Raw genomic sequence first — 21,860 nt, 5'->3', positions numbered from 1 at the left:
TGGGGTGTCGCCAGCTCGGCAAGCACGGCGGCTTCGCCGGGCTTTGCCGGAGAGGTTCGGTCGTGCTGCACGGTGTTTCTCCCCGACGAGGCGCACAGCCAGCAGCCGCTCGCCATCCATGGACGGCAGCCAAGCATGCGCCACCGACAACGGCCACGGAACGGCGCGAAATCGGCGCTCACAAGCGGGCGTCGAAGCGTCGGCGGAGCGGCTCGTAGTCATGCGCGGGAAAGATCTCCGGAAGCACTGTGAGGTAATGCTCCAAACCCGCGACGCTGCTGGGCGACACCTCGCGCCGCAGGTTCACGTCGGCGAAGAGGTACTGCCACCCGTGGGCACCCACAGTGAGCAGCACCGAATCGAGGTAGCCGGCGTAGTCGACGTCCAACGGTTCGAGCCAGTGGTCACCGGCGTCGTAGTACCAGATCTGCGTGTCCGCCCCGATGGACAGCGGGCGCGCTTCGGGTAGGGAGATCCCGGTGACCGACCCCGACCCGGCGTGCGGCTCGTAATCGATGGTGTAGAGGTCGACCAATTTGGCGTACTCCTCGGGCGGCAGCGTCCAGTCATCGGGACCCCACCCGTTCACCGCCCATTCGGCGATGTTCTGGAGGCAGAACTCGCCGCCGCGGGTGCCGTCGGCCGTCAGCCGCCACACGACGTGAAGTTGCTTGGAGCTGAAGTACAGGCTGCGGAAGGCATCGTCCAAGTGGACGTCGGCGTTCTGGGCCAACTCCGCGAACACGGCGTCGGCGCCGGCGCCGTCATGCACGTCCTCACCGGACTCCTGATGCTTGACGGAGACGAGCGGGCTTGCCACCAACTGCTCAACGACGCGAACGTAGCGTTCCAGGAAAGGGGTGAAGCCGTTCATCGCTCTCCAAGATATATTCGCACCAGATTCAGGCGGAGCCGAGCAGATTCCAGCGCTTACCGACAACGTTGAAGAACACCACACCTACCACAGGCCGGCGTCAGGACAAGTAGAACAGGGAAAGTGACCGTTGGTATGGCGGGCGCCAATTGCGAGCCGATCAGAGTATCTGCTTGGCGGCCCCTGCCGGATCGGATCTGCGTGCGGTGAGTTTGCCGTGCGCCTGGGCGCGGCCCCAGACCGCGTCCTGCCTGGCGCGGGCCGGCACGACGACCACCCGCACCACTTTCCACGCCGAGACCACCATGGCCGCCACGATCCTCGGGCTCCCCACGGACTTACAGGGCTCGCCTGCCTGCCTGATCTTCAGGCTTCCACCTCAGCCACCGGTGTCCGGCGCGCGGAAGTGATCATCCGGAGCCGGGGCGCCCCCGCCGGAGGCTGTTCCTGCCGTTCGGAACTCCTGGAGCCAGTCGGCGATCTGCTCCTGGTCATGCAGGTATGGCTGCCCGCGACCGTGGCGTAGATCGATGCCGTGCAGCAGTCCGAGCGCACGCCAGATCGCGCTGTCTGTGGCATTGGGTTCGCCGGCGGTCCTCCATTGCCCCGCCCAGCGGTCGGCCTCGTCCCTGCTGACGGTGCCGTCGAGCAGGCCTAGGAACATGGCCTCGATCTCATCGCGGGTTGGTGGCTGCCTCATCCGGCCATCGTGGCATCAGACCGAACGGACGGAACGCCGCGGCTTCCTGGCCACTGACCGGGTCGAGGCTCGTTCATGGGAACGGGCCGTCCGAAGGGACGACCGTGAGAGAGTAGCCGCTGCCAGTGGCGCTTCCTCGACACCGCGCTTCTCGATGCGTTCCTAGCTGTAGCCCCATTTTGGGGGGCGAAGCCAGATAGGTGCTCCTGGACCCGCACTTCCCGCACCACCAGCACGAGTCCGGAGATCACCACCATCCCAAGCCCTTGCCGTCCAGGGTCTCGGGCCGTCAGTGACTCTGCCAGTCGAATCTAGCCCGGTCGAAACGGTGTGCCTTGAGGTCTTCGTACCTGATCATCCAGTAGAGCAGGCCGCCGTCGCCCCACTCCATGCCCGCTTCCTTGTCGCCCGCGATCTGCGCCAGCAGGATCCAGCGGTCCGCCTCGCTCCACAACCGGTCCTCGTTCCGCGTCCTGAGGACGGTCTCGGCGATGCCCAGGGCGACGGGATGCTGGATGTGCTGGGGCTCGCCGCCCACCTGATGGCCCTTCTCCTCCGCCTCGAAGAGCACGTACTCGAAGTGCGCGATGCGGTCGAGGTCGTCCTCCGTCAGCCCTAGCGGCTCCCACACCTCCTCGTCCGTGATGCGGACCGAGTCCATCGCCACCTCGGCGCGCAACGGCACCGGGTTGTACGGCGATAGCGGTTCCGGCGTGTGACGCGGTTCAGCCTCCATGCCGTCCGGAACGTACAGGACCCGCGCGCCCGCAAAGGTCTCCGGATCGCTCGCGTTCACGTACGAGGCGAAGTCGTCGGCCCGCCCGTCGAAATAGAAGAAGAGCAGCTTCCCGTCCTGGGGGAACCCGACACCGGGCAACGCGGCGCACTCCAGCGAAGCGATGAAGGAGAGCGGGCCATGCCCTTCCCAGTAAGGCCACTCGACACCGTCCGGCAGCGAAGGCTCACCGCCGAGCACACCGACGGCCGCCTCGCCCGCGCTCGCCGCGATCAGGCGATACCCGTCAGGCTCGGCACGACCGATCCAGCGCTCGGCGACATCCTTCGGAAGCCCGGCACGAACGAGTTCGGCGAAACGCGCCATCGTCAACATGGCGGACATGCTGCCAGAACCCGGAGACAAACCCCGAACCTCGACATACGGCAGGAGTTGCCGGGCCAGGCGAAAGAGGGATATGCAGCAAGGGTCGCGGCCAGCCATGGACCGCCCGGCTTGGCGTGCGGCCGCATCTGCGTGCGTCCGCGGCGCGGACCTCCGCTCACCGGCTGCTGGCCGACAAGGCCCACCAAGGCGCCGGCGAGCACGTCATGATGCCCTATCGCGGCCGCGGCAAGCCTCAGTCACAAAAGGACGCCAACCGTGCGCACGCATGGCTGGCTGTGCGGACCCGGCGAAACGCGCCAACGCCCAACTCAGAGCCTGGCAGATCCTGCGCAAGCTGCGGTGCCGCCCCTGGCGCACCGGACGCATCGTCAAGGCCGTTCACACCCTGAAATTGCGCGAGTCCACCGCATGCTGGAAAAGGCTCAGTGGTTGATCGACCAAGAAAACCCGACACCGGAGACCGCATGCCGCCTTTGTGCCTGTCTCTGAATGGTGATTCGAGTGGTGAGGGCCGTTGCGGGGGACCTGGTGAAAGGACCTTGGGCGAGAGGGGATCGTCACTTCCGGCGATCAAGCGCACGACTCCCGCGGATGGGCCTGACCGAAGTGGGTCGTGGGGTTCTGCGCGGATGGGTGAACGAGCATGATCTCTGCATGACTCCGAAACGCTGGATCGTCCCTGGGGTGGTGCGCCTTGGCCTGTGCGGCTCTGTTGGCGCTCGTAGGTGGGCTGCAGGTCTTCGGCTCCGTCACCTCGCCTACCTTCAGGACTCTTGAGATCAGAGGCGGCCGAGAGGCGCAGTTGCTCGACCCCGCCGCCTTCCTGCGAGGGCTGGTCTTAACGGTCTCGGCGGGGGTGGCGTTCTTCTCTGGTCTCGCCTGCATCTTCTGGGGTGCTTCGCGGCGCCGTCAGGAACTGTTAGAGGAGATCCTTCAGCGCCTGTCTCCCCCTGCGCCGAGCGCTCACGAGGGTGTCCATGCCGGCCCAGGTCGTCCGGACTCCACTTGATCTGACAGCGACAGTGAGCCGGCCGATCGTTCGTGAACGCCTGGTCCGGCCGGGGGTGCCGACGGGCGATCGGGGTCGCTGCCAGGAGCGAATCCAGCGAGTTTGCTCGGGTCACGGTCGGTCTCCATGTCCTCGTGCCAGCCGGCGGCGTTGGTGATGACGTAATGGGGACCGGAATTTCGATCGGATCGTCGCTCTCTGTAGTCGCCTTCTCGGGTGCTGCGGAGTCGAGGAGTCAACTGGTCGGCGCCGGCGTCGCCCGCTGGCCGGGAACGTGCGGCCGTGGGCGTTCACCTCCTGTCCGAGAATGATCTTTCCGGACAGGAGGCGGGGCCACACCACCTTCGGGGCTGAATGAGAAGTCACGCCGGCGTCAGCCGTCGCGGCCGTGCAAACGCGACGTTCGGTTCCGACGCCGGTCGACCTTCGTGGTGAAAGGCACTGCGGCGATACGTCGCCTGCCCGGACGCAGCGGCTGCCGCTCAAGACATGAGCACCTCGTCAGCGGCGGCCTGGCCGGAGCGCACCGCCCCGTCGATGTAGCCGTACCAGCGGGTCGCGGTCTCGCTTCCTGCCCAGTGGATGCGGCCCACGGGGGTGCGGAGCGCGGGGCCGTACTGGGTCCACGCGCCTGGCGGGAAGAGCGCCGCGTACGCGCCTCGGGTGAAGGGCTCGGCGCTCCAGTCCTGCTCCAGGTAGGTGCGCGGCCGGGCGGCGTGGGGGCCGAACAGGCGGGCGAGCTGGTCCAGGACGGCGCTCTTGCGCTGATGTTCCGGCAGGGCGGCCAGCTCCCGGGCGACGGCGCCTTCGAGGATGCCGACCAGTACACCTCGGTTCGCCGAACGGGGACTGCTGTCGGTGACGCCGCTCAGGGGACCGCGCAGACTCAGCGCCTGCCCGCTCAGGCCGGACGAGCGCCAGAACGGCTCCGGATAGACGATCAGGCACTTGATCGCGCTGCCCATCGCCAGCCGCTGGGTCAGGCCGTCCCGGCCGGCAGGCAGCGGCGGATCGTAGCTGATGCGTCCGGCCAGGACGGGCGGGATCGCGACGACGACGCGGGCAGCGCGCACGGTGTCGCCGGCCGCGGTGCAGATCAGGACGCCGGAGTCGTTCTGGGCGATCCGCAGGACCGGCGCACTGAGGCGAACGCGGTCGCCGAGCCTGGAGGCCAGGCGCCGCGCCAGCTCGCCGGCGCCCTGGTCCAGGCGGTCCTGCTGGGCGCCGCCCTCGGTCGCCATGACCGCCTCCAGACTGCCCGCCGACCGGGCGTAGAACAGGGCGTGCAGCAGGGACAGCTCGCTCGGCTCGCAGGCCCACATCAGCCGGGTGGCCAGCGAGAACAACCGGCGCCCGCCTCGAGTGCGCAGGGTGCGGCCGATCCACGTGGCCAGGGTCTGGTCATCGAGTACCGCGGCGTTCGGGCTGCTCCACGGGGCGGCGGGGTCGATCGTCCGGGCCAGCCGCTCGAACCGCGCCTGAGCCTGAGCGAGGTCCAGCAGCTGCGGCATGCTCAGCCGGGGGACGGTCCCCCGCCAGTGCCGGATGCGGCCAGCGGAGGTCTCGACCAGGTGGTCGCCTGCCACATGGGTGGCGAACACCTCGATCCCGAGCTCCTTGGCCAGGGCATGGACACGATCCTGCCCGGGACCGATGAACTGGCCCCCGAGGTCGAGGATCTCGCCGTCGGCCTCAACAAGGCGGGTGCGCCCGCCGACGTGGTCGCGGGCTTCGAGTACGAGCACGTCCACGCCCTGCCGCAGCAGTGTGTCGGCGCAGCTCAGCCCGGACATTCCGGCGCCGACGACAACGACGTCGGCGACGTGGGGACGGTGGTCGGTCATGACTCGCTCCTGGTGCGTCGGGCCGTGCCACGGCACGCGACGTCCCTAGGGTGCGACGCGTTCGCGGCACGGCGAACACGCCAGCGCACCCACCGACCACCATCGGCGCTGACTCATGATGCTTGATCACCCCCAAGCTACCCGGGTGGTTGTGGTCTCGGGACGATCTGGTCGAAGTTCGTGTACGCCCCCGGAGCCACGTGCGTTGACTGCAGACCCTCAGGACCAACGAATACGCAACCTTCGGTTAGGCGAGCTCACCGGTATCGGCCCCGGAATCGGCAGCTGCTGGCGTTGCGCCCTGGCCTACCAGTGAAGACGGGCGGGCCGGCCCGCGCGGGGTCGCAGGGGATCGGACGCAGGCGCTGGAGCTGCACCGACCGCAGCGGCCGCCGCCATGTCGGCCGGACGTCACCGGCACCGATGTCGTTCTGCTGCTGAGCGACATCTAGCACGCGGCGTCGTCGTCGCTGCCGGCCGAGCAATCGGGGCCCGGGCGAACAAGCGGGCGGCCCTGGCGGCACCCGTCGCTGTCAGCCGCATGCTGGCGCGTCCGCCGTGGCGGTTTCGCGACCCGGAAGTCTGCCGCGGGGTCCTGGCCCGGCTTCGAACGGCGAGCGCGGGCGATGCGAGTTCGAGCTGGTCGACGGTGGGGATTGCCTGTCGCGTTGGATCGCGACGGGCTTCACGGTCGCGCCGGGTGATCGCGCCGAGTGCTGGGTGGCCCGAAGTTGTGGTGCTGAGATCAGAGGGTGAGTGGGGTGTCGTCCATCCAGCGGGCCAGTTCGTCGCGGCCGATGAGGACGAGGTGGCCTTCGGCTTCGGCGCGGGCTTGCCGGGTGAACGTGTTGTTGGTGACCAGCACGCCGATGTGGTCGCGGTAGCTGGAGTTGATGGCGCCGATGAGGTTGCGGACGCGGTCGGCGCCGACCGGCTTCTTCTGGCGTTTGCACTGGATGGCGATCTTGGCGCCGCCGTCGGTCAGGGCGGTCACGTCCACACCGCGGTCGCCGGCCCGGCCGATCACCTCCACGGCACGGAACCCGTCGCGGCAGAGGAGGTCGGCGGTCAGCTCCTCGAACTGGAGCCCGGTCATCACATCGACGCGTTCCAGGTGGGCGAGTTCCCGCAGCCGTTCCTCGCGGAGCCGGGCCTGGTGCCTTTCCGCGGCCAGCAGCACGGCTGCGACCAGCGCCAGTACCGACACCGCGACGACCACCGCAACGATCCAGGGCCAGTGTGCCGAGAGCACACCGAGGAGGAAGCGGCCGACGAAGAAGACGACGACGGTCGTGACGGCGCCGGCGGTCAGCGCGCCGATGGCCACGACGACGGCGTGCGGGCCTTCTCGATCCGGGGGAGCGGGGGGAGGCGGTGCTGCCATGAAGACCTCCGCGGCGTCTGACCAGAAGTTGACCCGAGGATGACACAGGCCAGTGACGCTTTGCATGGGCGGCACGGTGCCGCCGGCCCGGCACCGCCATGCTGAGCCGACCGAATTCTCTCCCGGACCGCCGCACATGATCGGTCACGAAGTGCGGTCGCACCCAACTACCCGGCGCCATCTGCTGCTTGGTGAGCGTCGGCATGGACCTGAGGTCGGCTGGCCTGCCGGCCAGGAGATCGAGGGCCGCTCGCCGGTGCGAGTGGCTGATGTTCAGTTCGCCATGGCATACACGGACGGCCCCGTTCTGGGATCTCGGTGTCGCGGCGCTGTGGCCTGCCCGGGACACGATCGCGATCCTGGCCGCAACCGACAGCGACTGACCGGCACGATCCACAGTAGCCAGTGGGTGCCGCCCTTCCGCGCGGGTCCCGGCTGCGCCGGGCGGTCACGGACGGCTGGGCGGACGGGCATCTAGCGCTGCCGAACCATGAGGGTGAGATTGTCACGCGCGTCCCAGAGCGCCTGTCCGCGGTCGCAGGAGGCTGCTGTGCCGCTGTCGGGCGCGCGGAGGCTGCGCCGGACGCCGGCCGGATCGGCGTCAGAAGGTGAGCGAGTCGGGGCAGGCCCATTTCCCCAGAGAGGCGCTTGGAAGGATTGTAGGTCGAACGGCCGTCATCTTCGCCGCCGCAGGGCGCGTACGTTTTCGTTGCCGGGGCTGACGACGTCCTGCCCGGGGAACCGAGTATCGCGCTGTGGCTGTGCCCAGAAAGGCTGGAAGCGAATATGGCCGGTCGGCATCTGCTTGTCCTGAACGTGCACGCGTACGGGCATGTGCTTCCCACCTTGGTCATGGTCGAGGAACTGGTACGGCGCGGTCACCGGGTGACGTACGTGACGTCCGGGCAGTTGGCGGGGCCGCTGGAACGGGCGGGCGCGACGGTTCTGCGGTACGAGTCGCGCATTCCGAAGATCGATCCGTTCGAGGAGGTCGGCGATGACGTGGGCCGCCCGCTGAACCTCTTTCTCGAAGAGAACAAGGCGATCCTGGACGTCGCCGAATCGGCCCTCGCGAACGTCCCTGCGGACTTGGTGCTGTACGACTTCGCGGCGCTGCATTCCGGCCGGATCCTCGCCGAGAAGTGGTCGCGTCCGGCCGTCCAGTTGCATCCGGTGTTCGTTCACGCGGACCAGTTCGCGCAGTACCGCTGCATGTTCGAGGACCCGGAGCGGACCGGGGACGAGACGGCGGGCGTGCTGGAATACCGTGACAGCGTACAGAAACTGCTGGCCGAGCACGGCGTGGCACGGCAGGCGCCGGAGTTCATGAGCGCGGTCGAGGACCTCAATCTGGTCTTCCTGCCCGAGAGTTTCCAGCCGGACGCCGCGGAACTCGGCGACCGGTTCGTCTTCGTCGGCCCATGCCTGGGCGCACGGGATTTCCTGCCGGATTGGCGCCCGCCCGAACCGGAGCGGCCGGTGGTGCTCATCTCGCTCGGCACCGTGTTCAACGAGAATCCCGAATTCTTCCGCACCTGCGCGCAGGCGTTCGCCGACGGCGACTGGCATGTCGTGATGACGCTGGGGGACCGGCTCGACCCGGCTCGGCTGGGGACCCTGCCCGGGAACGTCGAGGCGTTCCCCTGGGTGCGGCACGCGTCGGTGCTGGAGCACGCGGCCGTCTCGGTCGGCCAGGCGGGCATGGGCAGCACGCTGGAGTCCCTGGCCCACGGCCGTCCGGTCGTCGCCGTCCCGCAGTCGGGGACGCAGGAGCCGATCGCCGAACGCCTCTTCGACCTGGGGCTGGGCACGGTGATCCGTCCCGCCGAGCTCTCCGCGGAACGGATCAGGGCCGCGGTGGACGAGCTGGCGGCCGACCGGGAGTGCCTGCTGCGGGTCCGGCGGACGCGGCGGGAGATCGAGGACGCGGGCGGGGCGGCCCTGGCCGCCGACGCGATCGAGGCGCATCTCGAACGCGCTGGACGGGCGGTCGCGTCCGAGCCGTTTACGAACTGAACACGAACGGGGGCAGTCACTTCATGACACCGACGACATCGGATGCCGGGCAGCCGGACGGCGACGAGCGGAGCAATCTGCATGTGCGAAATGCCCGCCGGCTGGGTCCCGACGACATCGTCATGGCGACCCAGCCGGGTTCCGGCGCGACGCTGCTCGGCAACATCATGCTGGAACTGGACATCGACGTGATGGACCCGTTCGGTGTGGTCATCGAAACGGACGGTTCGGTGCGCGCGAACGAGGACGTGCTCACCAAGCGCGAACGCATCTCCGCGGTCGCGGCGAAGGAACGGAGCCTGCGCAGCGGCTCGGCCGCGGGCAATCCGGACGTGCGGTTCTTCAAGAACTTCCTGCCGCCGGAGAGTTACGCGCCCGGAGCGACCCGCGGGGCGGTCGTACTGGTCCGCGATCCGCGCGACGCGATGTACTCCAAGTACCGTTTCCTGCGCGATTTCGGAAACTGGATCCCCGGCCGGGACGACATCGAGGAGCAGGGTTCCTTCGCGGAGTTCCTCGATGGCAGGGGCGCGGGCCCCGAACCGCCGCCGATCGAGAACTGGACGGCCTTCTACGGGGCGTGGGCGGAGGCCGCCGACCGGTTCGAGCGGTTCACCGTCCTCCGCTTCGAGGATCTGAAGGCCGACACCTTCGGTGCGGTCTGCGAACTGCTCGACCTGTTCCAGGTGAAAGTGCCGCCGGACGAGATCGCCGCCGCGGTCGAGCGCAGTTCGTTCGACGCGATGCGCAAGCACGAGGACGCGCATTCCGCCGCCACCGGCGACGCGGTCGATGCCCGGATCATGCGTCGCGGCAAGGTCCGCGAATGGGAGGAATGGTTCGGCGACCCCGAACTGGCCGAGCGGTTCCGGAACGCCGAACTGATCGCGACGGCGGCCCGCCTCGGCTACTCCCTGTTCTCCGACGCCTAGAAAAGGAATGCTCGATTGACTTCGCTCAAGCATGACTACACGCCGTTCTCGTCCACGTACGAGCACCGCCCGGACTATGCGCCGGGCGTCGTGGACGGGCTGGTGCGCATCGCGCGGGTCGGCCCGGAGGACGCGGTGTGCGACATCGGTGCGGGCTCGGGGCATCTGACCGTCCCGCTGCTGGAGCACGGCCTCGCCGTGGACGCCGTGGAGCCCAACGCCTCGATGCGCGAGATCGGCGAGCGGCGCACCGCCGGGTTCCCCCACGTCCGTTGGCGCGAGGGGTTCGGTGAGAGCACCGGGCTCGGCACCGGCACCTGCGGTCTCGTGACGTTCGGGTCCTCGTTCGACCGCACCGAGCGGGAGGCGGCGCTGAAGGAGGTGGACCGGATCCTGCGTCCGGGCGGCCACTTCGCCTGCCTGTGGAACCACCGCGACCTGGACGACCCGCTCCAGGCGGAGATCGAGGCGCTGATCCACCGGTACGTCCCGGCGTACGACTACGGGGTCCGCCGCCAGGACCCGTCCCCGGTGATCCGCGCGAGCGGGCTGTTCGAGGAGCCGGTCGCGCTGCGGCAGCGGGTCGTGCACCGGGTGGACGCCGGGCGCTGGTGCGACGCGTGGAGTTCGCACATGACGCTCGGGTCGCAGGCCGGGGACCGGTTCGGGGACGTCCTGGACGGCATCCGCGCCCTGGTGAAGGAGCACGCGGGAGGCGGCACCGTGGACGTGCCGTACACGACGAAGCTGTGGGTCGCCCGAACACGCCGGAGCGCCGGTGATGGCGGTGCCTGAGGTACGGCTCGGAACCAAGGGCGACACCCTCGCCGGACTGATCGGACGGGTGCGTTCCGCGCGCGTCCTCCCTCTCGCGCTGCACGACCTGGCCGAATGGGAGAGCGACCGGGAGCGGGTCCTGGACCGGGTGCTGGCCGCGCCGTGGGCGTCCGGGCGGCTGATCGTCCGCAGCAGCGCCGGCGCCGAGGACGCCGCCGCCGAGTCGCTGGCGGGACGCTTCCTGACCGTCCCGGCCGTCGCCGGCCGGGACGACCTCGCCGCGGCCGTCGACCGGGTGTTCGCGTCGTACGGGGAGCCGGACGCCGCCGACCAGGTGCTCGTCCAGCCGGAGCTGCTGGCCCCGCGGCTGAGCGGTGTCGCCTTCACCCGCGACCCCAACGGCGGCGCCCCGTACACGGTGATCAACTGGAGCGAGGGCGGCCTGACCGACACCGTTACCGGCGGCCGGGTGGACGGCCTGCGCTGCTGGTACGGGGCGCGCTACTCGGGCCGCGCGCGGCCGCCCGAGCCGGTGGCCGGGGTGCCCGCGCTGCTCGCCGAGCTGCGGCGGCTGACCGGGCACGACCGGCTCGACGTCGAGTTCGCGGTGTCCGCCGAGGGCGAGCTGATCCTCCTCCAGGTGCGCCCGCTGGTGGTCACGGCCGGGACGGTCGCGGAGGCGGCGCACCGCACGGTCCTGGCCGGGGTCGCCGACGAGATCGCGGCGGCCCGGACGCGGCCGGCGGAGGCGCTGGGGGAGCGGACCGCGTACGGCGTGATGCCGGACTGGAACCCCGCCGAGATGATCGGCCTGCGGCCGCGCCCGCTGGCGCTGTCGCTCTACCGGACGCTGATCACCGACCGGACCTGGGCGCGGGCCCGGTACCGCTACGGCTACCGGGACCTGCGCGGGACACCGCTGCTGGTGGACTTCTCCGGGCTGCCGTACATCGACGTGCGGGCCAGCGTCAGCTCGCTGATCCCCGCCACCGTGGACCGCGCGCTGGCGGCCCGGCTGGCCGAGCACTGGGTCGGGACGCTGCTCGACCGGCCGCACCTGCACGACAAGCTGGAGTCCCGGGTGGTGGTGTCGGCGCTGGGCCTGGGCGCCGAGGACCGGCTCGCGGAACTGGCCGGGGCCGGGTTCGGCGAGGCCGAGCGCACCGCCCTGGCCGGGAGCCTGCGCGCGCTGACCGACCGGCTCGTCACCGGCGGGCTGTGGCGGGAGGACCTCGACCGGCTCCGCGCCCTCGATGTCCCCGACGCCGCGCGCGACGACGGCGCGGAGGAGCCGGCGGCCAAGGCGCGCCGGTGCGTGGAGTACGGGACGCTCCCGTTCGCCGGGCTGGCGCGCGCCGCGTTCATCGCGACCGACCTGCTGGACCACCTGGTCGCCGCGGAGGCGCTGTCCCCGGAGGACAGGACGGACTTCCTCGGCGACCTGGACATGGTGGCCAGCGGGCTGCGCCGCGACTTCGGCGCCCTGGACCGGGACGCCTTCCTCAAGCAGTACGGGCACCTGCGGCCCGGCACCTACGACATCCTGTCGCCCCGCTACGACGAGGACCCCGACCGGTACTTCGACTGGTCGGCCCGGACGGGCGCCGAGCCGCACCGTCCCGGGTTCGCCCCGCGGCCGGAGCAGCTGCGCCGGATCGAGCGGCTGATCGCGGAGAGCGGCTTCACGTTCGACGCCGCGCGCCTGCTGGAGTTCATCGGCACCGCCATCTGGGGACGGGAGAAGGCCAAGTTCGAGTTCACCCGCGTGGTCAGCGACCTGCTGGTGGACATCCGCGAGCTGGGCGCACGGTACGGGCTCGGCGTGGACGACCTGTCGTTCGTGGACTTCCCGGTGCTCGCCGGGCTGAGCGGGGAGCCGTCCGCCGACGCGCGCGCCCTTGCGGAGGCGGCCGAGCGCGGCCGCGCCCGGTACGCCACGGGCCAGACGCTGCTCCTGCCGCCGCTGATCGGCGACCCCGAGGACGTGTGGGGCTTCCAGGCGCTGCGCGCGCAGCCCAACTTCGTCACCCGGGGCCGGGTCATCGCCCGGGTCGCCGACGTGGACGCCGGAGCCGACCCGCAGGGTGCGATCGCGGTCGTGGCCAGCGCCGACCCGGGCTACGACTGGCTGTTCGCGCGCGGCATCCGCGGCCTGGTCACCGCGTACGGGGGAGCGAACTCGCACATGGCGATCCGCTGCACCGAACTGGGCATCCCCGCGGTCATCGGTGCCGGGGAGATGCTGTTCCGCAAGTGGGCGGCGGCACCGGCGCTGGAGATCGACGGCGCGAACGGCCTCGTGACGGTGCTGCCATGACGGCGAGTCCCAGCACAGGCCGGCGGCGGCCGGGCGTGGGGGTCACGCAGCGGGCCCTGGCACCGGACCGGTTCGGCGAGCACCGCGACGCGCTCGACGTCCGGTGGTACGAGTTCCTCGACGCGTGCGGCTTCGTCGCCGTACCGCTGCCCGGCCTCCCGGGGCCCGCGCTGCGGGGGGCGTCGGCGCTGGGCCTGCACGGGCTGGTGCTGACCGGCGGCGACGACCTGGCGGTCTGCGCCGGGGGCCCGGCCACCCGCCGGGAGACCGCCGAACGCGGCCTGCTGCGGTGGGCCGTGGCGGCGGACGTGCCGGTGCTCGGGGTGTGCCGCGGCATGCAGCTCGTCCTGGACGAGTTCGGCGCCGAACTCGTCGAGGTGGACGGCCATGTCGCGACCCGGCACGAGGTCTCGGGCGTGGGCGCGGGCGGCGGGCGCGAGGTCAACAGCTACCACCGGTACGCGGCGCGCTCGGTCCCCGATCCGCTGGTCGCCACCGGCACCCATGGAGATGTGGTCGAGAGCGTCCGGCACCGCCGGGCGCGGGTGGAGGGGATCATGTGGCATCCCGAACGTGAGCCGGTATACGCCCGGGAGGACGTGGTGCTGGTCCGCGAGCTGTTCGGAGGTGCGCTGTGAGGGCCGTCATCCTGGCCGCCGGGCGCGGCTCGCGGTTCGCGCCGTTCACCGCGGACCGGCCCAAGTGCCTGGTCCGGGTGGCCGGCCGGACGCTGCTGGAGCGCCAGATCGCGGCGCTGTCGGCCGCCGGGGTCGGGGAGATCGCGGTGGTGGCGGGCTGGTCGGCGGAGTCGTTCGACGGGACCGGGCTGCCCCGCTTCGAGAACCCGCGGTGGGCGGAGACGACCATGGTCGAGTCGGTGGCCGCCGCGCGCTCCTGGCTGTCGCGGGACGAGGTCGTGGTGTCGTACGGCGACATCGTCTACACCGCGGACACCGTCCGGGCGCTGCTCTCCGCGTCCGGCCCGCTCGCGCTCTCCTACGACCCGCACTGGCGGGAGCTGTGGGAGCGGCGGTTCGAGCGGCCGCTGGACGACGCGGAGACGTTCCGCTGCGACGGCGCCGGGCGGCTGCTGGAGATCGGCGGACGGCCGTCCGGAATGGCGGAGGTCATGGGGCAGTACATCGGCCTGCTGCGCTTCACGCCGGAGGCGTGGGACGCCGTGGACGAGCTGCGCCGCACCACCCGCGGAGGGCTGGACATGACCGGCGTGCTGCGGGAGCTGCTGAGGCGGCGCCGCCTGCCGATCACGGCCGTCCCCACCCGCGGCCCGTGGTTCGAGTTCGACCATCCCTCGGACGTCGAGGCCGGGATGCGCGTCCTGGACGCCCTAGACGCGGCCGACGCCGTCGGCGAGGTGGCCTCATGATGCGCCGGGGCGTCGTGTGGGTGACCGGCCTGTCCGGCAGCGGCAAGAGCACGGTGACGGCCCGGCTGCGGGAGCGGCTGATCGAGGCGGGGGTCGAGCCCGTCGTCCTGGACGGCGACCGCCTCCGCGCGATCATGCCCGTCCGGCTCGGCTACGACGAGGCCGACCGCAGGCGGCTGGCGATGTTCTACGCGCGGCTCGCGCACGAGTTCGCCGCGCAGGGACGCCTGGTGCTGTGCTCGACGATCTCGCTGTTCCACGAGGTGCACGCATGGAACCGGGCGAACAACGAGAACTACCTCGAAGTCTGGCTGCGCGTCCCGGTACGGGAGCTGAGCGCGCGCGACGGCAGGGCCGCGCTGTACTCGGGAGGCGCGGCCGTCGGCGCGGGGGTCGCGGCGGAGTTCCCCGAGGCCCCGCATGTCGTGATCGACAACCACGGGCCGACGACCCCGGACGACGCCGCCGATCGGATCATGGCCGCGCTGGCCGGCGCGCCCGTACCGGCGCCGGCGAGGGGGCGGTGAGCATGCCGGACGATGTCATCGAGCGGGTGCTCGCCCTCGCGGACGGCCCGGTGGAGCAGGTCCGCCACCGGCTCTCGGACGTGGACGCCGCGCCCCTGGCCCGCTGTGCGCTCGACGAACTGCTGTTCCGCGCGGCCCTGATCGACGCGCCGGAACGTCCCGTCACCGTCCAGATCGACCTGGGCGGGGGCGGGCGATGCCTCGGCTTCGCCGTCACCATGGGACCCGAGGGCGACGAGGTCAGGTCCGGCCGGGCGGACGATCCCGACGTCCACTTCAGGCAGGACCTCGCGGAGTTCCTCGCCGGGCTGTTCGGGCCGCCGGGCCTGCGGGCGGACGCCACCAGGGAGGTGTCCCTGGTGGAGGCGCCGCTGCCCGAGGCGGCCGGAGGCCGGCCCGACCACGGCCGCCACGAGGCGGCGCGGCGGGCGGCGCACCGGCTGCTGAAGGCGTCCTCGCCCGACGAGCGGGACCTGGACTCCCTCGCGGTCCGCTTCGGCTCGGACAAATGGTGCTCGCACTGGTACACGCCCAGATACCGCCGCCATTTCGCGGAATACCGTGAACAGCGGGTACGGCTGCTCGAAATCGGTGTCGGCGGATTCCACGACCCGCACAGCGGCGGCGAATCGCTGCGCATGTGGAAGCACTATTTCCGGCGCGGCCTCGTCTACGGGCTCGATCTGTACGACAAGTCCGGGGTCGAGCAGCCGAGGATCCGGACCGTCCGGGGCGACCAGTCCGATGGAGCGTTCCTGGACTCCCTCGCCGCCGGGATCGGGCCGCTGGACATCGTCGTGGACGACGGCAGCCACCTCAGCGAGCACGTGATCGCCTCGTTCCGGGCGCTGTTCCCGCACGTCCGGCCCGGCGGTCTCTACGTCGTCGAGGATCTGCAGACCTCGTACTGGACGGGCTGGAACGGCGACAACACCGACCCCGGCGCCCCCGGCACCGCGATCCGGTACCTGAAGGACCTGGTGGACGGCCTGCATCACCAGGACCGGCCTGACGGCCCGGACGGGAAGGCGCCCGCCGCGGAAACGGCCGGGCTGGAACGGCAGATCGCGGCCGTGCACTTCTACCACAACATCGTCTTCATCGAGAAGAGCGTCAACGCCGACCAGCCCGCGCCGTCCTGGCTGCCCCGGGAGACCGACCCGCGGGAATGGACGCGCTCGCTGCCGGCCTGAGCGCATTTTCTTCTGCCTGGAGGATTCCCCTTGTATTCAGCACGCATTACCGGCATGGCCACGGCCGCCCCGCACCTGGTGAAGATGCGCGATGTCGCCGACCACCTCGCCGACGATCCGGCGGGCGAGGACATCGCGCACATCATCGGCGTGTCGGCCATCGAGTCCAAGGCCATGGCCATCGACCCGCTGGTGGAGGATCCGCGCTTCTGGGGCGCGGGCGAGCGCTACCGCCGCGCCCTGGAGGCGGGCAAGGAGATGGGCGCGCGGGCGATCCGGGAGGCCCTGGACGAGGCGGGCGTCGCGGCCGGCGAGATCGGGATGCTGGCCACCGTCACCACCACCGTCCATTCGCTGCCCGGCCTGGACGGCCTGGCCGCCGACCTCGGGATGCGGCCGGACACCGAGCGCATGCTGCTGGGGCCGATGGGCTGCTACGCGGCGGCGCCGGGCCTGGCGGCCTGCCGCGACTGGGTGCGCGTGCACGGCAGGCCGGCGGTGCTGCTGTGCGTGGACGTGTTCTCCGCGCACCTCCAGCCGCCGCCGTACGACAAGGAGAAGGCGGTCGTCCTGACGCTGTTCGGCGACGGGGCGGCGGCGCTGGTGATCCGGCCGGGCGAGGAGGGCGTCCCGGGGCTCGACATCCTCGACAGCGCGATGATCACGGCGCCGGAGCACGCCGACAAGCTCCAGGTGCACACCGGCGACCACGGGGCCGGCGTCCGGCTGGCGCCGACGATGCCGGAGGTGGTGGCCTCCGCGGTCGGCCGTCCCGTGGAAGCCCTGCTCGGCCGCAACGGGCTGCGGCACGAGGACGTCCACTGGTGGGCGCTGCACCCCGGCGGGCGGCGGATCATCGAGCGGGTCGCCGAGGAGGCGCGCATCCCGGAGCCGTCGGTGGAGGCGGCCCGCGAGGTCATGCGCGAGTACGGCAACGCGGTCGGCCCGGCCGTGCTCATGGTCCTGGAGCGGCTCCAGGGGACCGATCCGCTCCCGCCCGGCGGGTACGGCGTCGTCCTCGCGTTCGGTCCCGGCGCCACGGTGTGGGCCGTGCTGCTGCGCGGTTGAGGCGCCGGCCGCGTACCGGGCCCGGCAGGAGACGCGGGGGCTGGAATCGGGTCGCGCCCGAGGTCTCTGGTACGAATCCCGTGATGGACACCGACGACCCCGACCGCGAAGATCTGGAGAGGGCCGGGCCCACCGAGCGCGGGCTGGACCGGACCGCCGGGCGTTACGCGGTGCTGGTCCGGGCGGGCGTGATCATCCCGTGCGGCCTGTTCGGACTCGTCGCCGCGCCCCGCGAGCACCGGGCCGCCGCGGCCGCGCTCGTGGTGCTCGTCATCGCCTGGTGCGCCCTGCGGCTGCTCTGGACGGAGCGCCGTACCCCCGCCCGGCTGCCCCGGCCGACGCCCGCGAGGCTCGTCGCAGTCGACGCGGCGGTGCTCCTCGCCGCGGGGCTCGGCCAGGGCGCGGCGGGCGTCCGGTTCGCCGGAAGCTGGGTCCAGGCGCTGACCGGCATCACGGCCGTGACCTACGCGTACGAGTGGGCCGCCCGGCCCGCCCTGGCCCTGGGCATGGCCGCGCTGTCGTACGGCGCGTACATCGCCGGGCTGGCGGCGGCGCCGGACGGCCGGTGGCCGGACGCGGTCCCGCTCGTGCTGCGCGGCGCGGCGGAGACGCTGATCGGCCTGGGCTGCTACGCGTTCGTCCGGCGGCGGGCCCGGGCCGCCGACCGGGTCATCGCGCGCGGCGCCGCCCGGCGCCGCTCCGCCGCCGTCGACGAGGCGCGCCGCGCGGGCGAGCGCCGCCATCTGGCCACGCTGCACGACACCGCCAGCACGACCCTGCTGATGGTCGCGGACGGGGCCTGGGACGGCGGGCGGGAGCCGCTGCGCGAGCGGGCCCGGCACGACCTGGAGGCGCTCGGCACGGCGCCCGCCCCCGAGTCCGGCCGGCTGGACCTGGCCGACCTGCTGGCCGGCGCGGCCGAGCACCGGTACATCGCGATCAGACCGGATGTCCGCGGCCCGCTGCCGCTGCCCGCCGAACCGGCCCTGGCCATCTTCCACGGCGTCCGGGAGGCGGTGCGCAACGTGGAGCGGCACGCCGGTGTGGCGGAGGCCGAGCTGTACGCGGCGCGGGACGAGGGCGGCGCGGTCGAGGTGGAGGTCCGCGACGCCGGGCGCGGCTTCGACCCGGACCGGGTCCCGGCCCACCGGCGCGGCCTCGCCGGGTCCATCGAGGAGCGGATGGCGAGCGCGGGCGGCTGCGCGCGGGTCGATTCCCGTCCCGGCGGGGGGACCGTCGTGCGCTGGCGGTGGCCTGGCCCCGGCCGTACCGCCGAACCCGGCGGCGGGCCGCGCGTGACGGGCGGGGGCCGTCCGGCGCGTTCAGCCGACCGCGTCCGCCAGGGCCTGCTCGGCGGGTTCCGGATCGCGGTGCTGGCGGTCGCGGTCATCGTCCAGTTCGCCTTCTGCCTGGGGGAGCTCTACTCGGCGCGCGCGACCTACACGGCCCTGTGGCCGCAGATCGCCGCGTTCGGGCTGCTGACCCTGGTGGCCGCCGCGGGCGGCCTCCTCGCCTGGACGCGCGGGCCGTCGCTCGCACCGGCGGTCCGGTGGACCTGCGTGGGCCTGGTCCTGCTGGCGTCCCTCGCCGCGACGGTCTCCGTCCCCGGGGGCGCGCACCTGTCGCCCGCGCACTGGTCGTTCGGGCTGGTGGGCTGGTACGGGCTGTTCCTGCTCTTCGACCTCCCGCCGGTGTACTTCGCCGCGTTCCTCGGCGCGCACCTGGTCCTCAACTTCGCCGGCCTGGCCGCCGGGCAGGCCCTCGGCTCGGCCGTGCTGGCGTCGATGGGGATCGTCGCGGTGCAGGTCTGCGGGTTCCAGCTCGCCGTCGGCATGATCGCGGTACTGCTCCGCCGGGTCGCGGGCTCGGCCGCCCGCGCCGCCGAACGGGACGAGCGGCTGCGCATTAGGGCGGCGGTGGACGAGAGCACGCACCGCGACCACCAGCGCCGCCGCCTCGCGCTGGCCCGGACGACCGTTCCGCTGCTCACCGGCCTGGCGGACGGCTCGCTCGACCCGTCCGACCCGGGCGTGCGGAGCCGCTGCGCGCTGGAGGCGGCGCGGCTGCGGCGGCTGTTCGCCGAGTACGACGGGGTGGACGACCAGCTCGTGCACGAGCTGCACGCGACCATCGACGTGGCCGAACGCAACGGGGTCGGGGTACGGCTCGCGGTGCGCGGGCGGGCCACCGACCTGCCCAGGGACGTCCGCCGCGCGCTGATCGAGCCGGTGGCGGCGGTGATCGTCGCGGCCGGGTCGGCGGTCCGGGCCACCGTCGTGCGCACGCCGGGGGAGGTCCGGCTCAGCGCCGTCGCCGACAATAACGACCAGGCCATGGAACTATGGCGCACGCTCCGTGCGTCCCACCCCACATGGAGTCATATCAAGATCGCCGGTATGGCCACGGAGCACCGGCTGTGGGTGGAGACGATATGGCGCCCGGGGGAACGATCACCGTAGTGGTGATCGACGATCATCCGGCCGTGGTCGCGGGCGCCGAGCAGTGGTACGGGACGTCCGAACGTCCGATCGAGGTCGTCGCGGCCGGCGCCACCACCGGGGCCGCCTGGACGCCGCCGGGCGACACGGCGGACGTCGTGGTGTTCGACCTCCAGCTCAACGGCGGGCTGCCCGCCTACGGCGAGCTGCGGCGGCTCGTGGACGCCGGCCGCAGGGTCGTCGTGTACACCATGCGCGACGACGAGCGCACGGCGCTGACCTGCCTCGACATCGGAGCCTCCACGTTCCTCACCAAGGCCGAGGGGCGCGACCACCTCCTGGCCGCCACCGTCGCCGTCGCCGAGGACCGCTCGTACACCCCGCCCGCGCTGGCCGGAGCGATCGGCGCGAACACCGCGCCGGACCGCCCGCGGCTGTCCGACCGCGAGCAGGAGGTGCTGATCGAGTGGTTCCAGTGCGAGTCCAAGCGGCTGGTGGCCGAGCGCCTCGGCATCACCGAGCGGACCGTCAACACCTACCTCGACCGGGTCCGGATCAAGTACGCCAACGCCGGCCGGGAGGCGGGGACCAAGGCGACGCTGGTCGCGCGGGCCCTCCAGGACGGCCTCATCCAGATCGACGACCTGTGAGCGCCGCGGGCCGGCCGGGCGCGGAGCCACCGCTCGTCCCGCCGTCCCGTGGGAAGAGCAGCGCCGGAACGAACGCCAGCGCCAGCACCGCCAGCGCCCACCAGTAGGTGGCCTGGAACGCGTCCGCCGTACGGGCGTCCTGCCCGGCGGCGGGCGCGCCGCCGGCCGCCAGGCGGGTGGCCAGCAGGACCGTGATGAACGCGGTCCCCACCGACGCCGCGAGCTGCTGGACGATGTTCATCGCGGTGGTCGCCCGCGGCACCTCGTCGTGCCGTACCGCCCGCATGGCCGCCGACATGACCGGCATCATCGTCAGCCCCAACCCCAGCCCGAGCACGAACTGGGCACCGCTCAGCACCCAGTACGAGGCGTCCACGGTGATCCGGGAGGCGAACCCCGCCATGCCCGCCGCCACGACCACCAGCCCCACCGGCACGACCCTGCCGGGGCCCGCGCGGTCGGTCAGCCTGCCGCCGAGCCGCATCGTGGCCGCCATCCCGAGCGCCTGCGGCACCAGCAGCAGGCCCGCCATCAGCGCGGTCTCGCCCCGTACCGTCTGGTAGTACAGCGGCAGCAGCAGCATCGACCCGAAGATCGCGCACGCGAACGGAGCCAGCGCCGCGGCCGCCGTCGCCACCGAACGGCGCCGGAACAGCCGCAGGTCGATCACCGAGCCGGGGCCGCCCCGCCGCAGCGACCGCACGACGAAGCCCATGACCAGCAGGGTCCCTGTTGCGGTGGCCGCCAGGACGTCCGCACGGGCGAAGTCCGAGCGTTCCGCCCCGGTCGCCAGGCCGTAGATCAGGGCGGCCAGGCCGGGCGACAGCAGGAGCAGCCCCAGGAAGTCGAGGCGCTCGGCCGGGCACGGCTCGTCCCGCGGCAGCGTCCGCCACGACAGCGCCCAGGCCAGCGCCCCGACCGGCACGTTCACGAAGAAGATCCAGCGCCAGGACGCGTGGTCCAGCAGCCACCCGCCCAGCAGCGGACCGGCGATCGGCCCGAGCATCATCGGGATCCCCACCACGCTCATCACCCGCCCGACCCGCGGCGGCCCGGCCGCCCGGGCGAGGATCGTCATCCCGGCCGGCATGATCATGCCGCCGCCGAGGCCCTGCACGACCCGGAACGCGATCAGCGACTCGGCGTTCCAGGCCGTCCCGGCCAGCGCGGACCCGGCCGCGAACAGCCCGATGGAGACCAGGTACAGCCGCCGCGCCCCGAACCGGGCGGATGCCCACCCCGTCACCGGGATCACCGTGGCCAGCGCCAGCGTGTAGCCGGTCGCGACCCACTGCACCGCGGCCAGCGACGCGTCCAGGTCCCGGCCGAGCCGGGTGAGCGCCACATTGACGACCGTGGCGTCCAGGACGGGCATGACCGCGCCGAGGGAGACGACCAGTGCCATCGCGATCAGCGCGCGATCGAGCCCCTGGTCCGGCGGCTGTGGGGAAGACGCGGTCAAGGAAGCCTGCCAATCGTCGGCCCGGGAACGACGGAGAGCGCCCGGCGGAAGGTCGCCTCGCCGAAGGCAGCCCCCGCCGGGGCCCGCCAGGAGGCCAGGGCCGCTCAGGCACCGGGACTGCCGGTCGTTCACCCCACAATTCGCGGCTCAACGGATGGT

The 21,860-nt window shown here is 72.1% G+C and carries 19 protein-coding genes; 12 read left to right on the top strand and 7 right to left on the bottom strand.

Annotated features, from left to right (window positions below; genetic code table 11):
* Window positions 1-178: 178 nt before the first annotated feature.
* The 6 genes from AB0881_RS09590 to AB0881_RS09565 form a co-directional block, all read right to left on the bottom strand.
* Window positions 179-874 carry a hypothetical protein gene (locus tag AB0881_RS09590; protein ID WP_366615713.1) on the bottom strand — a complete coding sequence of 232 codons (696 nt, stop codon included), beginning with the start codon at window positions 872-874 and terminating at the stop codon, window positions 179-181.
* A gap of 160 nt (window positions 875-1,034) precedes the next feature.
* Window positions 1,035-1,181: a hypothetical protein gene (locus AB0881_RS09585; RefSeq protein WP_366615711.1), complete on the bottom strand. Its 147-nt coding sequence runs from the start codon at window positions 1,179-1,181 to the stop codon at window positions 1,035-1,037.
* A 72-nt stretch (window positions 1,182-1,253) separates the two neighbouring features.
* On the bottom strand, window positions 1,254-1,574 hold the full coding sequence (locus tag AB0881_RS09580; protein WP_366615709.1) for a hypothetical protein: 321 nt from the start codon (window positions 1,572-1,574) through the stop codon (window positions 1,254-1,256).
* 289 nt (window positions 1,575-1,863) lie between these two features.
* The gene (locus AB0881_RS09575) at window positions 1,864-2,685 is read right to left on the bottom strand and encodes a YwqG family protein (RefSeq protein ID WP_366615707.1); all 822 of its coding nucleotides are present in this window, start codon (window positions 2,683-2,685) and stop codon (window positions 1,864-1,866) included.
* Window positions 2,686-4,188: 1,503 nt separating this feature from the next.
* Window positions 4,189-5,550, bottom strand: a complete 1,362-nt coding sequence (locus tag AB0881_RS09570; protein WP_366615705.1) for a flavin monoamine oxidase family protein — start codon at window positions 5,548-5,550, stop codon at window positions 4,189-4,191.
* Between the two features lie 745 nt (window positions 5,551-6,295).
* Window positions 6,296-6,934, bottom strand: coding sequence for a restriction endonuclease (locus AB0881_RS09565; RefSeq protein ID WP_366615703.1), 639 nt, complete (start codon window positions 6,932-6,934; stop codon window positions 6,296-6,298).
* A gap of 203 nt (window positions 6,935-7,137) precedes the next feature.
* Between AB0881_RS09565 and AB0881_RS09560 the strand changes: the two genes are divergently transcribed.
* The 12 genes from AB0881_RS09560 (at window position 7,138) to AB0881_RS09505 (ending at window position 20,239) form a co-directional block, all read left to right on the top strand.
* Window positions 7,138-7,317: a DUF6183 family protein gene (locus AB0881_RS09560; RefSeq protein WP_366615897.1), complete on the top strand. Its 180-nt coding sequence runs from the start codon at window positions 7,138-7,140 to the stop codon at window positions 7,315-7,317.
* Between the two features lie 403 nt (window positions 7,318-7,720).
* On the top strand, window positions 7,721-8,950 hold the full coding sequence (locus AB0881_RS09555) for a macrolide family glycosyltransferase (protein ID WP_366615701.1): 1,230 nt from the start codon (window positions 7,721-7,723) through the stop codon (window positions 8,948-8,950).
* 23 nt (window positions 8,951-8,973) lie between these two features.
* The gene (locus tag AB0881_RS09550; protein WP_366615699.1) at window positions 8,974-9,882 is read left to right on the top strand and encodes a sulfotransferase domain-containing protein; all 909 of its coding nucleotides are present in this window, start codon (window positions 8,974-8,976) and stop codon (window positions 9,880-9,882) included.
* A gap of 15 nt (window positions 9,883-9,897) precedes the next feature.
* Window positions 9,898-10,677 carry a class I SAM-dependent methyltransferase gene (locus AB0881_RS09545; RefSeq protein ID WP_366615697.1) on the top strand — a complete coding sequence of 260 codons (780 nt, stop codon included), beginning with the start codon at window positions 9,898-9,900 and terminating at the stop codon, window positions 10,675-10,677.
* Window positions 10,664-12,976, top strand: coding sequence for a PEP/pyruvate-binding domain-containing protein (locus AB0881_RS09540; protein ID WP_366615695.1), 2,313 nt, complete (start codon window positions 10,664-10,666; stop codon window positions 12,974-12,976). Before AB0881_RS09545 ends, AB0881_RS09540 begins: the two co-directional genes overlap by 14 nt.
* Window positions 12,973-13,614, top strand: coding sequence for a gamma-glutamyl-gamma-aminobutyrate hydrolase family protein (locus AB0881_RS09535; RefSeq protein WP_366615694.1), 642 nt, complete (start codon window positions 12,973-12,975; stop codon window positions 13,612-13,614). The genes AB0881_RS09540 and AB0881_RS09535 overlap by 4 nt, the downstream gene beginning before the upstream one ends.
* On the top strand, window positions 13,611-14,363 hold the full coding sequence (locus AB0881_RS09530; protein WP_366615692.1) for a phosphocholine cytidylyltransferase family protein: 753 nt from the start codon (window positions 13,611-13,613) through the stop codon (window positions 14,361-14,363). The genes AB0881_RS09535 and AB0881_RS09530 overlap by 4 nt, the downstream gene beginning before the upstream one ends.
* Complete coding sequence (locus tag AB0881_RS09525) at window positions 14,360-14,890, top strand: adenylyl-sulfate kinase (RefSeq protein WP_366615691.1); 531 nt, start codon at window positions 14,360-14,362, stop codon at window positions 14,888-14,890. The genes AB0881_RS09530 and AB0881_RS09525 overlap by 4 nt, the downstream gene beginning before the upstream one ends.
* Window positions 14,891-14,892: 2 nt before the next feature.
* On the top strand, window positions 14,893-16,083 hold the full coding sequence (locus tag AB0881_RS09520; protein ID WP_366615690.1) for a class I SAM-dependent methyltransferase: 1,191 nt from the start codon (window positions 14,893-14,895) through the stop codon (window positions 16,081-16,083).
* Window positions 16,084-16,137: 54 nt separating this feature from the next.
* Entirely contained in the window at window positions 16,138-17,151 is a 1,014-nt protein-coding gene (locus AB0881_RS09515; protein ID WP_366615689.1) for a 3-oxoacyl-[acyl-carrier-protein] synthase III C-terminal domain-containing protein, read from the top strand.
* An 83-nt stretch (window positions 17,152-17,234) separates the two neighbouring features.
* A complete protein-coding gene (locus tag AB0881_RS09510) occupies window positions 17,235-19,610 on the top strand; it encodes an ATP-binding protein (protein ID WP_366615687.1) in 2,376 nt (791 codons plus the stop codon).
* A complete protein-coding gene (locus AB0881_RS09505; protein ID WP_366615686.1) occupies window positions 19,610-20,239 on the top strand; it encodes a response regulator in 630 nt (209 codons plus the stop codon). Before AB0881_RS09510 ends, AB0881_RS09505 begins: the two co-directional genes overlap by 1 nt.
* Here AB0881_RS09505 and AB0881_RS09500 read toward each other — a convergent pair.
* Entirely contained in the window at window positions 20,217-21,701 is a 1,485-nt protein-coding gene (locus AB0881_RS09500; RefSeq protein WP_366615685.1) for a DHA2 family efflux MFS transporter permease subunit, read from the bottom strand. The genes AB0881_RS09505 and AB0881_RS09500 overlap by 23 nt on opposite strands.
* Between the last annotated feature and the right edge of the window lie 159 nt (window positions 21,702-21,860).

This window comes from Spirillospora sp. NPDC029432 (assembly GCF_040703975.1).
In the GTDB taxonomy this organism is placed as follows: domain Bacteria; phylum Actinomycetota; class Actinomycetes; order Streptosporangiales; family Streptosporangiaceae; genus Spirillospora.
The sequence above is the reverse complement of the archived record's forward strand: the minus strand, read 5'-3'. Positions and strand labels throughout refer to the sequence as shown.

Excerpts from the sequence above, each read along its gene's own strand:
- AB0881_RS09590 (WP_366615713.1), bottom strand. The coding sequence starts at position 874 with ATGAACGGCTTCACCCCTTTCCTGGAACGCTACGTTCGCGTCGTTGAG.
- AB0881_RS09585 (WP_366615711.1), bottom strand. The coding sequence starts at position 1,181 with ATGGTGGTCTCGGCGTGGAAAGTGGTGCGGGTGGTCGTCGTGCCGGCC.
- AB0881_RS09580 (WP_366615709.1), bottom strand. The coding sequence starts at position 1,574 with ATGAGGCAGCCACCAACCCGCGATGAGATCGAGGCCATGTTCCTAGGC.
- AB0881_RS09575 (WP_366615707.1), bottom strand. The coding sequence starts at position 2,685 with ATGTTGACGATGGCGCGTTTCGCCGAACTCGTTCGTGCCGGGCTTCCG.
- AB0881_RS09570 (WP_366615705.1), bottom strand. The coding sequence starts at position 5,550 with ATGACCGACCACCGTCCCCACGTCGCCGACGTCGTTGTCGTCGGCGCC.
- AB0881_RS09565 (WP_366615703.1), bottom strand. The coding sequence starts at position 6,934 with ATGGCAGCACCGCCTCCCCCCGCTCCCCCGGATCGAGAAGGCCCGCAC.
- AB0881_RS09560 (WP_366615897.1), top strand. The coding sequence starts at position 7,138 with ATGGACCTGAGGTCGGCTGGCCTGCCGGCCAGGAGATCGAGGGCCGCT.
- AB0881_RS09555 (WP_366615701.1), top strand. The coding sequence starts at position 7,721 with ATGGCCGGTCGGCATCTGCTTGTCCTGAACGTGCACGCGTACGGGCAT.
- AB0881_RS09550 (WP_366615699.1), top strand. The coding sequence starts at position 8,974 with ATGACACCGACGACATCGGATGCCGGGCAGCCGGACGGCGACGAGCGG.
- AB0881_RS09540 (WP_366615695.1), top strand. The coding sequence starts at position 10,664 with ATGGCGGTGCCTGAGGTACGGCTCGGAACCAAGGGCGACACCCTCGCC.
- AB0881_RS09535 (WP_366615694.1), top strand. The coding sequence starts at position 12,973 with ATGACGGCGAGTCCCAGCACAGGCCGGCGGCGGCCGGGCGTGGGGGTC.
- AB0881_RS09525 (WP_366615691.1), top strand. The coding sequence starts at position 14,360 with ATGATGCGCCGGGGCGTCGTGTGGGTGACCGGCCTGTCCGGCAGCGGC.
- AB0881_RS09520 (WP_366615690.1), top strand. The coding sequence starts at position 14,893 with ATGCCGGACGATGTCATCGAGCGGGTGCTCGCCCTCGCGGACGGCCCG.
- AB0881_RS09515 (WP_366615689.1), top strand. The coding sequence starts at position 16,138 with ATGGCCACGGCCGCCCCGCACCTGGTGAAGATGCGCGATGTCGCCGAC.
- AB0881_RS09510 (WP_366615687.1), top strand. The coding sequence starts at position 17,235 with ATGGACACCGACGACCCCGACCGCGAAGATCTGGAGAGGGCCGGGCCC.